16 protein-coding genes are annotated in these 15898 nt (G+C 44.6%); 8 read left to right on the top strand and 8 right to left on the bottom strand.

Annotated elements, in window-relative coordinates; genetic code table 11:
• Positions 1-43: 43 nt before the first annotated feature.
• Both pepT and ACF8EG_RS03315 read right to left on the bottom strand, forming a co-directional pair.
• The gene (gene pepT / locus ACF8EG_RS03310; protein WP_020841896.1) at positions 44-1273 is read right to left on the bottom strand and encodes a peptidase T; all 1230 of its coding nucleotides are present in this window, start codon (positions 1271-1273) and stop codon (positions 44-46) included.
• A 291-nt stretch (positions 1274-1564) separates the two neighbouring features.
• Entirely contained in the window at positions 1565-2428 is an 864-nt protein-coding gene (locus ACF8EG_RS03315) for a DUF6279 family lipoprotein (protein ID WP_078534111.1), read from the bottom strand.
• Positions 2429-2689: 261 nt separating this feature from the next.
• On the opposite strand from ACF8EG_RS03315, the gene ACF8EG_RS03320 reads away from it, so the two are divergent.
• On the top strand, positions 2690-2863 hold the full coding sequence (locus ACF8EG_RS03320) for a hypothetical protein (RefSeq protein ID WP_005463506.1): 174 nt from the start codon (positions 2690-2692) through the stop codon (positions 2861-2863).
• 95 nt (positions 2864-2958) lie between these two features.
• On the opposite strand, the gene ACF8EG_RS03325 is transcribed toward ACF8EG_RS03320, so the two are convergent.
• Both ACF8EG_RS03325 and narQ read right to left on the bottom strand, forming a co-directional pair.
• Positions 2959-3597: a response regulator gene (locus ACF8EG_RS03325; RefSeq protein WP_005463504.1), complete on the bottom strand. Its 639-nt coding sequence runs from the start codon at positions 3595-3597 to the stop codon at positions 2959-2961.
• Positions 3584-5320 carry a nitrate/nitrite two-component system sensor histidine kinase NarQ gene (gene narQ / locus ACF8EG_RS03330; protein WP_069504800.1) on the bottom strand — a complete coding sequence of 579 codons (1737 nt, stop codon included), beginning with the start codon at positions 5318-5320 and terminating at the stop codon, positions 3584-3586. The genes ACF8EG_RS03325 and narQ overlap by 14 nt, the downstream gene beginning before the upstream one ends.
• Before the next feature lie 247 nt (positions 5321-5567).
• Here narQ and napF point away from each other — a divergent pair, with 247 nt between their 5' ends.
• The 6 genes from napF (at position 5568) to ACF8EG_RS03360 (ending at position 10174) form a co-directional block, all read left to right on the top strand.
• Positions 5568-6053 carry a ferredoxin-type protein NapF gene (napF, locus tag ACF8EG_RS03335; protein ID WP_005499272.1) on the top strand — a complete coding sequence of 162 codons (486 nt, stop codon included), beginning with the start codon at positions 5568-5570 and terminating at the stop codon, positions 6051-6053.
• A 39-nt stretch (positions 6054-6092) separates the two neighbouring features.
• A complete protein-coding gene (locus tag ACF8EG_RS03340) occupies positions 6093-6401 on the top strand; it encodes a chaperone NapD (protein WP_005463501.1) in 309 nt (102 codons plus the stop codon).
• Positions 6398-8887, top strand: coding sequence for a periplasmic nitrate reductase subunit alpha (gene napA, locus ACF8EG_RS03345; protein WP_069504802.1), 2490 nt, complete (start codon positions 6398-6400; stop codon positions 8885-8887). Before ACF8EG_RS03340 ends, napA begins: the two co-directional genes overlap by 4 nt.
• Before the next feature lie 78 nt (positions 8888-8965).
• On the top strand, positions 8966-9421 hold the full coding sequence (locus tag ACF8EG_RS03350; RefSeq protein ID WP_011106440.1) for a nitrate reductase cytochrome c-type subunit: 456 nt from the start codon (positions 8966-8968) through the stop codon (positions 9419-9421).
• 28 nt (positions 9422-9449) lie between these two features.
• A complete protein-coding gene (locus tag ACF8EG_RS03355) occupies positions 9450-10028 on the top strand; it encodes a NapC/NirT family cytochrome c (RefSeq protein WP_005463498.1) in 579 nt (192 codons plus the stop codon).
• Positions 10029-10039: 11 nt separating this feature from the next.
• Positions 10040-10174: a TIGR02808 family protein gene (locus ACF8EG_RS03360; protein ID WP_005463497.1), complete on the top strand. Its 135-nt coding sequence runs from the start codon at positions 10040-10042 to the stop codon at positions 10172-10174.
• 167 nt (positions 10175-10341) lie between these two features.
• Here the strand turns inward: ACF8EG_RS03360 and phaC are convergent, their stop codons facing one another.
• From phaC to ACF8EG_RS03380, 4 genes are all read right to left on the bottom strand, one after another.
• A complete protein-coding gene (gene phaC / locus ACF8EG_RS03365; protein WP_069504804.1) occupies positions 10342-12117 on the bottom strand; it encodes a class I poly(R)-hydroxyalkanoic acid synthase in 1776 nt (591 codons plus the stop codon).
• A 66-nt stretch (positions 12118-12183) separates the two neighbouring features.
• Positions 12184-12531, bottom strand: coding sequence for a phasin family protein (locus tag ACF8EG_RS03370; RefSeq protein ID WP_005398278.1), 348 nt, complete (start codon positions 12529-12531; stop codon positions 12184-12186).
• A gap of 44 nt (positions 12532-12575) precedes the next feature.
• Positions 12576-13784: an acetyl-CoA C-acetyltransferase gene (locus ACF8EG_RS03375; RefSeq protein ID WP_011106441.1), complete on the bottom strand. Its 1209-nt coding sequence runs from the start codon at positions 13782-13784 to the stop codon at positions 12576-12578.
• A 12-nt stretch (positions 13785-13796) separates the two neighbouring features.
• Positions 13797-14537: an SDR family oxidoreductase gene (locus ACF8EG_RS03380; protein ID WP_005477336.1), complete on the bottom strand. Its 741-nt coding sequence runs from the start codon at positions 14535-14537 to the stop codon at positions 13797-13799.
• Between the two features lie 739 nt (positions 14538-15276).
• Between ACF8EG_RS03380 and ACF8EG_RS03385 the strand changes: the two genes are divergently transcribed.
• Positions 15277-15897 carry a LysE family translocator gene (locus ACF8EG_RS03385; protein ID WP_057653132.1) on the top strand — a complete coding sequence of 207 codons (621 nt, stop codon included), beginning with the start codon at positions 15277-15279 and terminating at the stop codon, positions 15895-15897.
• The last annotated feature ends 1 nt before the right edge of the window (position 15898 follow it).

Here is a 15898-nt window from a genome sequence, read left to right on the forward strand (position 1 = left end):
CACCCGTCACCCATTCAATTGAATTGAGTGGGTGAACGTTCCATCAACCGTGTTTTTTAGCGGTAAGTTCAGCTATTTTTACAATCACAAGGACAGATTTTTCCATCATCTCTACAGAGATAAATTCATGGATACCATGAAAGTTGAAACCACCGGTGAAGATGTTAGGGCAAGGCAATCCCATAAAGGATAACCGCGCGCCATCCGTACCACCACGAATCGGTTTGATCAACGGTTCAACATCACACGCTTCCATTGCCTGTTTCGCTAATTCGATAATGTGAGGGTACGGCTCAACCATTTCGCGCATGTTGTAGTAACTGTCGGTAATCTTAAGTTCGACAGAACCGTGTTTCAGACCTGCGTTCATTTCATCGACAAGTTTTTGCATTAGCGCCTTACGCTCTTCTAACCCTTCACGATCAAAATCGCGAATGATGTAACCAAGCTCACTGCGGGCGATACCCAATTCTCCCGATTTCAGATGGAAGAAACCCTCATACCCTTCGGTGGTTTCAGGGGTTTGGTCTGCTGGCATTTTAACTTGGAATTGCGCCGCTAAATTCATCGCATTAACCATTTTTCCTTTAGCCGTACCTGGATGAACGCTTACGCCATGGAAAATCACATCGGCGCTTGCCGCATTGAAGTTCTCATATTCAAGTTCGCCTTGCGGGCCACCATCGATAGTGTATGCCCATTTCGCGCCAAACTTCTCAACATCAAACAAATCCGCACCACGACCGATTTCTTCATCCGGCGTAAAACCGATACAAATGTCACCATGAGGAATGTCTGGATTCTCAATCAACATCGCGATCGCAGACAAAATTTCTGCGATGCCCGCTTTGTTGTCCGCGCCAAGCAACGTTGTGCCATCGGTGGTAATTAAATTGTGGCCGTGTAAGTTGTGCAAGTCTGGGTACTGAACCGGAGACAACACTTCGTCTCCCAACCCAAGTGCAATATCACCACCTTGATAGTCTTCAACAAATTGCGGATTTACATTCTTACCAGACGCATCTGGTGCAGTATCCATGTGGGCGATAAAGCCGATTGGTGGAACATCGTAATCAACATTCGACGGCAGTTTTGCCATCAAGTAACCGTGTTCATCTAAAGTCACATCGCTCAAGCCAAGATCTAACATCTCTTGTTTCAACAACTCTGCAAAAACGAGTTGGCCAGGTGAGCTTGGGCATTGGGCAACATGGGGATTTGATTGGGTGTCAAACGTGACGTAGCGAAGGAATCTTTCAACTAAATGCTTCATATTTATTCTCATTGTTCTAAGCGATGAACACCAGACTACGCATCGCACTCAAACAAACCGGCAATACTAAGGTTTGCCGAACATAGGTAGCTCTGACGAATGAACTCCAATTACTCTGGATGAGTTCAGCTACCTAATGTTATTTAAATGCGAGGCCGCCTAGTGCCCGTAATAAACCTCACTCCATGTTACGCTCTTAGTTCAATAAGAATTTGCTTTGAATCATTTTTTCATCAGAAAGTCTCAGTTCAGCCTGGCATACATAACGATAACCATTTGTTTTCAATATATTTAATCTTGGAGTTCTTCTGCTAACACTCGCCATTCTTTGACTTTATTGCGGAAGTGGAACCACTGTTTATCGGTCATGGACTTCGCTACGTTTAACATCAATTGATCCACTAACCCAAGGTTGTGATCGATATTCTCGGATAGTTGCTCGCTATAATAGCTTTCCGGCTCGAACAATAACTGCATAAATACTTGTTGATAGACAACACTGTTGGACTGATTTTCAAAAAGGTATTCCAACTCTTGATATATTGAAGCGCGATAATTTCGCCAAAGTGGACTATTCAAAATCGTTTGCTGGGAAATTTGTTTTGCGTACCGTTTTTGATCGCTATTCAATTCCCCAATCCATTCTTCCATCCACTCCTCAGTATTCTCTAAAATAATCTCTCTGATCTCTGCTTCGGTTTTATCCGCATATTTTGCGTTTCTTTCTTGATAGTCCTTTCTCACGTTTTGCAAAAACTCTTGTTGTTGCTTTGGCGTCAGTTGTAAGCTCAAAGAGAACAAATCTGGCGCCGATCTCGACACTATACGGTCATAGTGCGCTTTCATTTTTTCTCGGTTTTGCTGCAAAAACGCAAGAGTAATATTGTTTGCATTAATATTCTCAAGCTCTTTTAAGTGATCGATATATAACGGTAATTCTTCTTTCTTATGCCAATCTGCTAATAGCAATAGTCGCTCTTCTAACAACGTTTCTTGTTCATCGTTAAGCGATACGTAGTCATCTAAATATTCAATAACAAACCAATCGATGTTGCTATATAGAAACTTTTTCGCACATCCGGCCAGTAAAATAACCAACAAGAACACGAATCCGTATTGAAGAACTTTATTGGATAAACTCGATAATTTAATCACTTATTCGTATTCCCTTTTCTATTGATTAAGTTCTATACTCAACTTGTATCACTTAATATTGCGGCAAACTTACGCCAGTGTGACAATTGCTCATTGCCACCCTCATAGTATATAGAGTTTGAAATTAACTTTTTGATCACAACTATCCGCAAAAAAGTGAGTTAAAGCGCATTTATCGGTCAATTTTTGTACCGAACAGCGCTCCCTATAACGGCATATTATTTGCATGGATGATTTTAGGATAGGTTATGGAGGCGAAGTATGGCAGCCGCTGAGCAACTTGATACCAGTGTAGAATATGAAATTCGATATTTCGAACAGGGGAAAATGCACAGTATGATCGTCGTCGCCGAAAATAAAAAGGTGGCGCATCAGTATTATCTGGAGTGCGGCAAGCACAACAGTGACTTGTATTCTATTCGCCCAGACAAATGAAAAAACCGCCTTTAATGGCGGTTTTTTCATTTCTGATTTTATAAAAATCTTTAATAATCAAAAGATAAGGTCGCAACACAGCGATGACAGCGTGATTATTTGATATCTCCGAAGCGCTCTAAGTAAAGTACCGTTGCCGCCGTGCGAGAAGGTACTTGAAGCTTCTTAAGTAGGCTCTTCATGTGTACTTTTACCGTCGATTCAGAAATAAACAAACGATCGGCAATCTGCTTATTACGGAAGCCTCTTGCCACCTCTCGCAGGATTTGCGTTTCGCGATCCGTTAGCGAATCAAAAACATCTTCATGATCAGAGCGTTCACTCAAATACTTGGCAACCTCTTGACTGTATGCCTTGTCACCCTGATGGGCCTGTTTGAGTAGCTCAACAAGCTCATCCGGCTCTGTATCTTTTAACAAGTAGCCATCCGCGCCACTGCGTACAATCGCTTCAATATCCGCAGGGCTGTCTGAAACGGTCAGAATAACAATCCTCGCCTCACAGCCATCTGCTCGCAGCGCTTTTAACGTATCCAGCCCAGACATGCCTTTCATGTTGAGGTCTAGCAGTACCAAATCGAGCTCAAGCTCAAGCTCATGCGCTTTTGCGACTGCATCTGCGCCATTGCTTGCTTCTGCAACGACTTCAAACTCTGGCTCAAAGCTCAGGAGTTGATGGATACCACGTCGCATCAGTGGATGATCATCCACCAGCATTACTTTACACACTGTCAAAGTTTACTTCCTTACTGTGTTGGAATTCGAGTTTTACGGTGCACCCTTTGTTTATTGATGCTTCAATCTGTAGATCGGCGTGCAGTCTCGCTGCTCGCTCTTGCATGATCGTCATACCGTAATGATTAATTTTTTCGTCCTGATGTTCAAAGCCTACTCCGTCATCGGAGACGGTTACTGTGACTTTCCCATCACAATCAAGACATTGAATATGTATATGGTCAGCTTGCGCATGCTTAATCGCATTCAGTGCCGCCTCTCTGATCAACTGTAGTAAATGGACTTGTTGATGCGCATCTAATTCCGTTGATGAAAGTCTATTTTTCAACGTAATTTCTGCCGTTGTTTGCTCATTAAGCGTTTCGACCATCTCTTGCAGCGCTTGGCCAAAACTGCCTTCTTTGATCGTCAGGCGGAATGTCGTTAACAGCTCACGTAACTGGGTATAAGCAGCCGACAAGCCCGTATCCAGCTCCGCAATCACTTGATTGGCTTGAGCGATAGCCTTTTCGTCAGGAAGATTTTTCACGCTTCTCTTTAATAAAGCGACCTGAATTTTCAAATAGGATAACGCTTGAGCCAAAGAGTCGTGAAGTTCGCGAGCAATGGTCGCGCGCTCTTCCATCAACAAAATTTGCTCTGCTTGACGCTGTGCGCGATTGTAGTACACCGCTCGCGAGAGAATTTGTACAAAGTTGTCAATTAGCGTCTCGTTCGGGCACGGTAAGCCTGCTTTCCAATATAGAGAACCGAGATGTTCGCCATCTAACGTTAAAGGTTCTGCATGACATTCATCATCACAATCATGGCAGCACTCTTCCCCTTCCGTAAGGATCCAATTAGGCTCTCCCAACTGTTCAATTTCAAGCTTTACCGCTTTAATGCCTTCTAAGCTCGCAATGTGCTTCAAAATCGCCTGGAAATTATCCTGATTAATGCGCGATGCTGTGAGTTCTTTTGAGGAATCATAAAGCACTTCTAAAGACTGATTCGCATGTTGCAACTTGCGAGTTTTCTCGTCTACCGCCTGTTCCAATCCACGATAGAGCTTACCGAGGTCTGTCGCCATCCGATTGAAGGTGCGCGTGAGTATGCCCATTTCGTTGTCACTTGACACCGCTAAATTGATATCAAAAGAGCGATTTTTAATTCGTTCACTTGCAAATACTAGTGCACGCAGCGGCCTCACGACTTCCAAACGGATAAAGTGGACAACAAACATACTGGCGCAAAGAATGCCGCCCAGCCCTAACCCGCCAATCCAAGCTAAGTTGATGAGCTTCTGCTCAGAAAAGTTTTGCAGCTTAAACACAAAGTCGTCGATCTGCTGAACAAAGCCCGCGACCAAGAGTTGATATTGGCTTGGGTTCTCCCCTCTCAACACCGATTTTAACTCGTGCCATCGCATGATTAAGCGATAGTAATCGTGAGTGATGTCTTCCGGCACAGACCAATGCTGAAGTGCTTTCATCGAAGGCGAGTAAATAGAGTGCTCAAATGCGTCAATATGTGAAGAATAATCAACAGATCGAATCTGAATGTCGTGTGCTAAACGATAACTTTGCATGCGCATCGACCCCGCCACGTTGACGGCTTCTGCGTCATTTAGGCTTGACGCAAGGGTAAAAATAGCAAAGCCAGTCGTTGCTACTGATAACAACAAAATCAGAAGCATCGCGGACGCAATTGTGCGCGTTACTGACTTTTTCACATTTTTAAACAATCAGAGTTCCTCGCCTATTTATTGTCCAACTTGTACACACAATGAACCCATTGACTTTCAACTTTATCAATATGTGATCACCTGCGATGGAATTTATTGATCCAAAACAATATTGCATCCCAATTACCTCCTAAGAGGTATTTATACAAATATGTCAAAAACTACAATTTCGTTAGCTTTAATGACAGTTTATTAATGAAAATTGTGGACTATGCTTAGTTTGGGTTCCAAGTTTCGAGGTGACTAAGTGGTAGACCTTTCCAGAAGAAGACTCTTTGCAAGAAAAATGCATACCGATAACGCCGTTCGCCTACCTTGGTTAGCCCGACCAGAACAGTTCACGGATGGTTGTACTCGTTGCGGAAAGTGCATTGACGCCTGCGAAACGAAAATTATAACCAAAAGTGACGGCGGATTCCCTTCAGTCGATTTTTCTATTGATGAATGTACGTTTTGCTATCAATGCGCAGATGTTTGTCCAGAGCCGCTCTTTTTAACAGAAACCGAGCAACCTTGGCACGCAAAAGCAGTAATTAGTGATAGCTGTTTAGCAAAGCAAAATGTCGAATGCAGAAGCTGTGGGGACATGTGCGACCCAATGGCAATCCAGTTCAAGTTAGAACTGGGAAAAGTAGCACAACCCAATTTAAACCTTGATGAATGCAACGGCTGCGGCGCATGTGTTTCTGTGTGCCCGACTTCATCCATCAATGTGAGCAATATAACAGCCTAAGCCGTATATACGGTAAACGGCAATAAATGAGAGAACTATATGTCACTAAATGAAGTGCATATTTCAAGTTTGGTAGTGCACGTGCTGCCTGAGCATCTGGATGAAATTAAGACGCAAATTGAAACGTATGAAAACGCGGAAATTTACGGAGACAGTCCAGAAGGCAAAATCGTTGTGGTGCTTGAAACCGAAAACCAAGGTTTCATCACAGACACTATCGATGCCATTAACAATTTACCGAATGTTTTGAGCACAGTGTTGGTTTATCACCAAATCGAAACTGCGCTTGAAGAAACGGATGAAGAAGACACTGGAACACAACATTCCCAAATCGAGGGTGAAGTATGAAAATGACAAGACGTGCGTTTGTGAAAGCAAACGCGGCTGCATCAGCTGCTGCTGTCGCAGGTATTACACTACCAGCATCTGCAGCGAACCTGATTGCAAGCTCTGATCAAACCAAAATCACATGGGACAAAGCGCCTTGTCGTTTTTGTGGTACAGGCTGTTCTGTTCTTGTTGGTACTCAAAACGGTAAAGTCGTTGCTACTCAGGGTGACCCAGAAGCACCAGTAAACAAAGGCCTAAACTGTATCAAAGGCTACTTCCTTTCTAAGATCATGTACGGTCAAGACCGTCTGACTCAACCTCTTCTTCGTATGAAAGACGGCAAATACCACAAAGATGGCGAGTTTACGCCGGTTTCGTGGGACGTCGCATTCGATACGATGGCAGAAAAATGGAAAGCATCCCTAGAGAAAAAAGGCCCAACTAGCGTTGGTATGTTTGGCTCTGGCCAATGGACTGTAATGGAAGGCTACGCGGCGGCGAAAATGATGAAAGCCGGTTTCCGTTCTAACAACATTGATCCTAACGCGCGTCACTGTATGGCGTCTGCGGTAGTAGGTTTCATGCGTGCTTTCGGTATCGATGAACCTATGGGCTGTTACGATGACTTCGAGAATGCTGATGCATTCGTGCTTTGGGGTTCGAACATGGCAGAAATGCACCCAGTACTATGGACTCGTATTACTGACCGTCGCCTTAGCCACCCTCATGTTCGCGTAAACGTACTTTCAACTTACTACCACCGTTCATTCGAGTTGGCAGATCATGGCTACATTTTTAACCCACAGTCTGACCTTGCGATTGCTAACTTTATCGCGAACTACATCATCAAAAACGATGCAGTCAACTGGGATTTCGTGAACAAACACACGAACTTTACTCAAGCAGACACCGACATCGGTTACGGTCTGCGTGACGACGACCCGCTACAAAAAGCTGCGAAAAACCCTAACTCAGGCAAACTGACGTCAATCTCTTTCGAAGAGTACAAGAAGTCTGTAGCGCCATACACGGTTGAGAAAGCGTCTGAGATCTCGGGTGTTGAGAAAGAAAAACTGATTGAGCTTGCGAAGCAATACGCCGATCCAAACACGAAAGTAATGTCACTTTGGACAATGGGTATGAACCAACATACTCGCGGCGTGTGGATGAACAACTTGGTTTACAACATCCACCTTCTAACCGGTAAAATCGCTACTCCGGGGAATAGCCCATTCTCACTAACTGGTCAGCCATCGGCGTGTGGTACAGCTCGTGAAGTTGGTACGTTTGCTCACCGTCTACCTGCGGACATGGTGGTTGCTAACCCTAAACACCGCCAAATCGCAGAAAAAATCTGGAAACTGCCTGAAGGCACGATTCCACCAAAACCAGGTTTCCACGCGGTACTTCAAGACCGTATGCTGAACGATGGCGTACTGAACTGTTACTGGGTTCAATGTAACAACAACATGCAAGCTGGTCCGAACATCAACACTGAACGTCTGCCTGGCTACCGTAACCCAGAAAACTTCATCGTTGTTTCTGACCCATACCCAACGGCTACCGCTCAAGCGGCTGACCTTATCCTTCCAACAGCGATGTGGATTGAAAAAGAAGGCGCTTACGGTAACGCAGAACGTCGTACTCAAGCTTGGTACCAACAAGTAGGCACGGTAGGCGACGCTAAGTCTGACCTATGGCAGGTAATGGAGTTCTCTAAACGCTTCAAGATGGAAGAAGTGTGGCCAGAAGAACTGCTAGCGAAAGCGCCTCAGTACCGTGGCAAAACTATGTACGACATGCTGTTCAAAAACGGCCAAGTTGACAAGTTCCCGCTTGAAGAGGCTCGCGAACTGAACGACGATTCGCACCACTTCGGTTTCTACGTTCAAAAAGGTCTGTTTGAAGAATACGCAACGTTCGGCCGCGGCCATGGTCATGACTTAGCACCATACGATGTGTACCACACAGTACGCGGTCTACGTTGGCCAGTCGTTGATGGTAAAGAAACACAGTGGCGCTTTAAAGAAGGCTCGGACCCATACGCGAAAGCGGGTTCTGGTTGGGATTTCTACGGCAATGCGGACGGTAAAGCGAAGATCATCTCTGCACCGTACGAAGCGCCACCAGAAGTGCCAGATTCAGAATTCGACCTATGGCTATGTACAGGCCGTGTTCTTGAGCACTGGCACACTGGTACCATGACTCGTCGTGTACCTGAGCTGTACAAAGCAGTACCGGATGCGGTTTGTTACATGCACCCAGAAGATGCGAAAGCGCGCAACGTACGTCGCGGTGAAGAAGTGGTTATCGCGAACAAACGTGGCGAAGTACGCGTTCGCGTTGAAACGCGCGGTCGTAACCGTCCGCCAAAAGGCTTGGTATTCGTACCGTTCTTTGATGCTCGTATTTTGATCAACAAGCTAATCCTTGATGCGACTGACCCGCTGTCTAAACAGACAGACTTTAAGAAGTGTCCAGTCAAAATCACTAAGGTTGCTTAACCGTCAAATCACGAACGTAAAGGCCGTCATAGCGGCGGCCTCATAAAGAATTTAAGCCATATAGGCGGAGATGAAATGATGAAAAAATTACTTGTCGCACTTTTATCTGTAGGTGCATTAGTAACAGGCATTGCGCAAGCAGAGTTGGACAATCCAGGAGGCACAGGTGGCCTTGAGTCGCTACGCGGAATGACTCAGCTGGAAGACACTCGCCCTGCAGACGAATTTAAAGATTTTCCGAAAGACCAAATCGTTGAAGACAGCTTTGTTTATCAGCCACCGTTAATTCCACATAGCATCCGTAGCTACGAAGTGTCACTGAACGCAAACAAGTGTCTTGCATGTCATAGCTGGAAAAATGCGAAAGAGTCTGGCGCAACAAAAATCAGTGTAACGCACTATGTAAATCGCCAAGATGCAGTACTTGCTGATGTCTCTCCTCGTCGTTACTTCTGTCTGCAATGTCACGTTCCACAAACCAATGCGAAACCGCTAGTGGAAAATGAATTCCAGTCAGTTGATTCACTTCAGTAGTTGAAACGCAAGTACTAAGAGGTCATTTATGAAAATACTTAAAGCGTTTTGGAAGAGACTGAAGAACCCAAGTAAAGCTGCCGCTGGTGTGGTTTTATTCTTAGGCTTTGCCGGTGGTCTTCTGTTTTGGGGCGCATTCAACACGGGTATGGAAGCAACGAACACGGAAGAATTCTGTTCTGGGTGTCACGCACCTATCGTGAAAGAAATCCAAGAGACGATCCACTACTCTAACCGTTCAGGCGTTCGTGCAATCTGTTCTGACTGTCACGTACCACATGAATGGACAGATAAGATCGTACGTAAAGTTCAAGCGTCAAAAGAACTGTTTGCGCACTACGTTCTTGGCACCATTGATACACCAGAGAAGTTCCAAGCTCGTCGTGGTCATCTAGCCGAGCGCGAATGGGCTCGTATGAAGAAGAATGACTCTCTAGAGTGTCGTAACTGTCACGAGTTTGATTACATGGACTACTCACAGCAGGGCTCGCGTGCTGCGGCTCAACACTCAACAGCGTTAGCTTCTGGCGACAAGACCTGTGTAGATTGTCACAAAGGTATTGCTCACAAGCTGCCTGACATGAGTGGCGTTGAAGGCTGGCAATAAGGAGACAAACCATGAGTACTTTAGAATCTGTGATTTGGCATATCCTTGGATACAGCGCAATGCCAGTGATTATTCTTTCCGGCTTTGTAGGAGTAGCAGCAGTCTCTTTATGGCTACTCTCACTAGGTAAGGATAAAGAGGTTTAACCGCAAGGTTAGTTCATCTCTACCCCGTCAACTTTTTATTGCCTATTTTGTTGACACTAAGCGCCGAGCAAATGCTCGGCGCTTTTTTGTTTATAGTGTAATGGCAGCTTATCCGACCATAAAAAAGCGACCATGTAGGCCGCTAAAGATTACTGCTATAGGGAGTTTTAAGACTCTTTCACTGGCAGAACTTGCTTAACGTATTGTCCTGGCGCTTCATCAATCACTGGGTAATTTTCTGAGCCCACAGGGAATGGCTCAACCTGCTCTTGCGGGTTGTATTGCAATAACCATTCGTTCCAATGCGTCCACCAAGAACCTTCTTTGTGTTCTGCATTGCTCAACCACTCATCAGCTGAGTCATCAAGAGTGTCATTTAACCAGTAGCCATATTTGTTTTTAGCAGGATGGTTAACAATACCAGCAATATGGCCCGATTCGCCTAATACAAAGGTCTTATTGCCGCCAGTGTGCAATGCACCTCGGTATGTGCCTTGCCAAAGCGCGATGTGATCTTCTTTCGTCGACACAAAATAACTAGGAATTTTGATCTTGTTTAGATCAATCCACACTCCGCCAATTTTAACGCCTTTGTCTTGCACGAGTTTGTTCTCTAGATAGAGCTCGCGAAGCAAGAAATTATGAGACGCGGCACTAACGTTGGTGCTATCGCTGTTCCAGTACAACAAGTCGAAATCAACCGGACTGTTACCTTTCAAGTAATTGTCGACGTAGTAGTTCCAGTACAAGCTGTTTTCACGCAACAAGCTGAATGTTACGCTCAGTGAACGACCATCCATGTAACCTTTTGCGTTGTTCTGCGTCTCGATAGCGCTAATGATTGTGTCGTTAATGTACGCGCCGACTTCGCCCGGTTGAGAGAAATCCAAAAGCGTGGTGAAGAACGTCGCCGATTTGATGCGCTTCTTCATACGTTTTGCGGCATAGTATGCAACAGTGCTCGCTAAAACCGTACCACCAATGCAGTAACCTGCCGCGTTGATTTGCTCTTGCCCTGTGATTTCTTCAATCGCGGAAACCGCTTTCACAATGCCTTCAGTAACGTAATCACCAAATTCAACATGCGCTTGCGCTTTACCTGGATTACGCCAAGAAATCATGAACACACTGTGGCCTTGTTCAAGCAACCAGCGAACCATCGAGTTCTTCGCAGTGAGGTCAAGAATGTAGTATTTGTTGATGAAAGGCGGAACGATTAGCAGTGGTGTCGCGTTGACTTTTTCTGTTAACGGACGATATTGAATAAGCTCAAACAACTCATTCTGAAACACCACATCACCAGCGGTTGTCGCAACGTCTTCACCCACTCGGAAAGCGTTGTTGTTCGTCATACGCACTTTTAAAATGTCTGCGCTCGACTCAACGTCTTCTTTCAACTGCTCTAAGCCAGCCAGTAGATTTTGACCGTTTTGCTCAAGTGTCAGCTTCAAAAGCTCTGGGTTAGTTGCGATGAAGTTGGAAGGAGAAAGGGCGTTAATGGCTTGGCGAGAGAAGAAAATAATACGTTCTTTCGTCTTTTCGTCTAAGCCTTCCAAAGACTCGATGGTATCAAGATAGGTCTTACTGAATAAAAGGTAGGATTGTTTGATGAAGCTATACATGGCTTCATTTTGCCACGCTTCGTTTGAGAAACGCTTATCCCCTTTTTCAGCTTCAATGATTTGTGCTTGATTCCCCGCCAATGCAACATTCTGCCAAATTTGCAGTTGCTGTTCCCACCACTGTGCTTGCAGCTTTAAAATCGCAGCAGGCTGATTCGCAGCTTGTTCGAACAGTTTGGCAGTATCCTCAAAGTTCACTTCTTGCATGGCCTTGTTTAAAGGAGAGTTCACGACTGCCTTGTTCACTTCGAAATCATGCCACCACTGATGATTGGTTTCCTGAAGCTTCACAAGATAGTCCGAAAAGAAGTGTTGAAACATAGTCTTACTCCTATATTCGGAAAAAACAACGCCGCCCAAATCTAGGGGCGGCGAGAATCGGACAAATTACGCAGGAGTAACAGTCTTTAGATTTTCCGAAGTCATCTTCTCAACGTCTTCTTTGAACTCTTTTGCAATGGCTTGAAGCTTGTTGCTGTCATCCATCATTTGCTGAGAAAGCTTAGTAAGCACGCTTAGTTGTTGGCTGTTGAAAGCAGTTAGTGATGTCACGTCTTTGATTTCTGACGCTGCTTTCATCTGGTTTAGACCCACTTCACTGTAAGTGCGAATTGCGTTCAGTTGAAGCTCAGTCAACACTTCTACGTTTTTTGTCACTAGCTTGTTGAACTTCAAGTAAGGTTCTAGATTTTTTTCAGTTTGATCGCTAAATGTTTTGAAAAAATCAGTGTACATGGTTTATCTCCTAGAGAAAGAATTAAAAATGTCCGTTTAAATAATTACTTAACTGCTTTTACAACCACAGCCGTGCCCATGCCGCCGCCCACACAAAGTGAAGCAACACCATATTGACCATTTTGCTTATGAAGCTCGTGAACAAGCGTCACTAAAATTCGGTTGCCCGATGCACCAAGCGGGTGGCCTAGCGCGATAGCACCGCCGTTAAAGTTCGCTTTATCTTGAATCGCATTAACTGGAACTTGGTTAGTTTCCGCCAACTGATGAATCACGCCAAGTGCTTGCGCTGCAAATGCTTCGTTTAACTCGTAAACGTCGATATCGTTTACCGTGAGTTCCGCTTTTGCGAGTGCTTTATTGACCGACTCAACTGGACCTAAGCCCATGATTTTCGGATCAAGACCCGATTGCGCGTAGCTTACGATCTCAGCAAGCGGCGTTAATCCGTGCGCTTTAACTGCGCTTTCAGACGCAACGATAATCGCACTCGCGCCATCGTTAATGCCCGACGCATTACCCGCAGTCACTGTGCCTTCGCGGTCAAAAGCAGGACGCAGCTTGCTTAAAGCTTCCATTGTTGCGTTCGCTTTTGGGTATTCATCGGTATCGAACAGTACGGTTTCTCGACGCTGTTGCACTTCCACTGGCACAATTTCGTCTTTGAATTTACCTGCTTCAATAGCGGCTACCGCTTTTTGTTGGCTAGACAACGCATATTCGTCTTGCTGTTGACGAGTTAGGCCGATTTCTTTTGCTACGTTTTCTGCCGTCACACCCATGTGATATTGGTTGTAAACGTCAGTTAAGCCGTCCGCTACGAGCAGATCTTTCAGCTCCAGATTGCCCATTTTGTTGCCATCACGAATGCTGCTTGGTGCGGCAAACGGAATCTGAGACATGACCTCAACACCCGCCGCAACCACGATCTCTGCATCGCCACTACGGATATGAGAAACTGCGTCCATGACCGTTTTCATACCGCTACCGCAAACCATGTTTACGCCGTATGCAGGAACAGATTCGGGAATCCCAGCAAACAATGCCGCTTGGCGGCCAACACCCATGCCTTGACCTGCACCAACAACATTGCCGACAATCACTTCGTCAACCTTGTCGCCAGCCAACTTTGCTGCTTCTAACGCGCCCTTAATCGCTACTGCTGCCAGATCGCCAGCTGAGGTATTTTTCAGGCTGCCACCAAAAGCGCCGATTGGGGTACGCTTCGCCGCTACGATAAATACTTTTTCCATCATCTTATCTCCTTAGTGCATGTATAGGCCGCCGTTCACCGACAAAGTCTCACCGGTGATATAGGCGCCGGCATCGCTGACCAAGAAGCTCACTGATGCTGCAATTTCTTCTGGTGTCGCAAGGCGTTTCATTGGGATTTGGTTCGTGATGGATTCCAACACTTCTGGCTTCATTTGCTCAACCATTGGCGTACCTGTGTACCCCGGAGCGATAACATTGACCGTCACACCCGAGCGAGCGCCTTCGTATGCCAAGGCTTTAGAGAAACCGATCATCCCAGCTTTCGCCGCCGAGTAGTTTGCTTGACCAAACTGCCCTTTTAGACCATTGACTGAAGAGATATTGATGACACGACCACCACCTTTTTCGCACATTGCTGCGAATAGGGGTTGCGTAACGTTGAATAGACTATTGAGGTTGGTATTGATGACATCATTCCAAGCTTGCGCAGTCATCTTTTTAAACACGCCATCGCGTGTGATACCTGCGTTGTTGACAACAACATCAATGGTTCCTTCTTCCTCAAGCAATTGCGCTAACTTCTCTGCACACTCAGCGGTGTTTGTTACGTCCAACTCAAAAAGGCGAACCTGATCTTTGGTAAACCCTTTACTGTTGAACCACTCCAGCGCACATTCGTAGTTACCTGTGAAATAAGTAGCGATTACACGGTAACCGTCATTGACTAATTGAGAGGAAATAGCAGAACCAATTCCGCCTTTTGATCCAGTGATCAAAGCGACTTTCTTCATTGAAGACTCCATTCTTAACGGCATTTAAAAAGCAAACTTAATACACTGATGAAATAGTTCACCAACTGACATGTTTATTTATTCTTTTGACAACCAATCCTGTGCTGCCTTTTATTTTAAGTTAACCTAGAAATATTACATTTCAAATAAAAAACTAATCCATTTGCATAAGATTGATTTAGATCTCATTACACATGAAATGTTATAAAATAGTTAACTCTTCATAACTCATTGTTTTTAATAGTACTTACCTGAAACGCCAGCCTATCAATACAGCAAAATAATCCTTACATATCATATAATTACATACAGAACAGCAGACGTTACATTATGTCATGATTTAAGATCTGAATTTTAAGTCTAAATGATTATGGCAAAAACAAGATTAGAATAATAATTCAAATATCAGTAAAGACAATTATCAAACATATCATTTAATTACTGCATTTAATGACAATTTAGTTATCAATATGGCTATTTAAAACAATGAAAATAAACAACGAAAAAATATAAACAATTAAATATATTTAATCGAATAACGATATAAGAGTTTGTCTCATACTGGTGCAATACGCACTATTATGACGCAGAGATTAAAATATAATTTCATTTTAATTTTAAATATCCGAATAACATCAGCTAACTAGCACAAAAAGCAGCCGCTCGCTTTGTAGTAGCATCCTTTCCCGCTTTGCACTATCTTTGTGGCTTCTCTTTAATAACTAAGTCATCAACAGATATGAATATTGCATTACTCAGTATGTTCATCCCTACTTTCTTTTTCGTCTCGATTACTCCAGGAATGTGCATGACCTTGGCACTCACATTGGGAATGAGTGTCGGCTATCGCCGGACACTATGGATGATGATTGGGGAACTCGCTGGAGTCGCTCTGGTTTCCATCTCTGCTGTACTCGGCATCGCCGCAGTTATGCTCAATTATCCGTGGCTGTTTACCGTCCTCAAATTTGCTGGCGGTGCGTACTTGCTCTATTTAGGTATCGAAATGTGGCGATCTCGAGGCAAACTCGCGATCAATTTGGAGAACTCAACTTCACAACCTAAAGGTAACTGGAATTTGGTTCTACAGGGCTTCATTACCGCCATCGCGAACCCTAAAGGTTGGGCGTTTATGATCTCACTTTTGCCTCCATTCATCGACCAAAGCAAAGCCTTGGCGCCACAGCTCATGGTTTTAGTCTCGATCATTCTGCTGTTCGAGTTCATCTGTATGTCACTTTACGCGACAGGCGGTAAAGGACTTAAACGTGTTTTAGGCCAATCAAAAAATGTGCGTTTGATGAACCGTTTCGCAGGCACGTTGATGATGGGCGTTGGTGTTTGGCTGTTTGTGAGTTAGA

The organism is Vibrio sp. YQ_11 (assembly GCF_043103065.1).
Taxonomy (GTDB): Bacteria; Pseudomonadota; Gammaproteobacteria; order Enterobacterales; family Vibrionaceae; genus Vibrio; species Vibrio parahaemolyticus.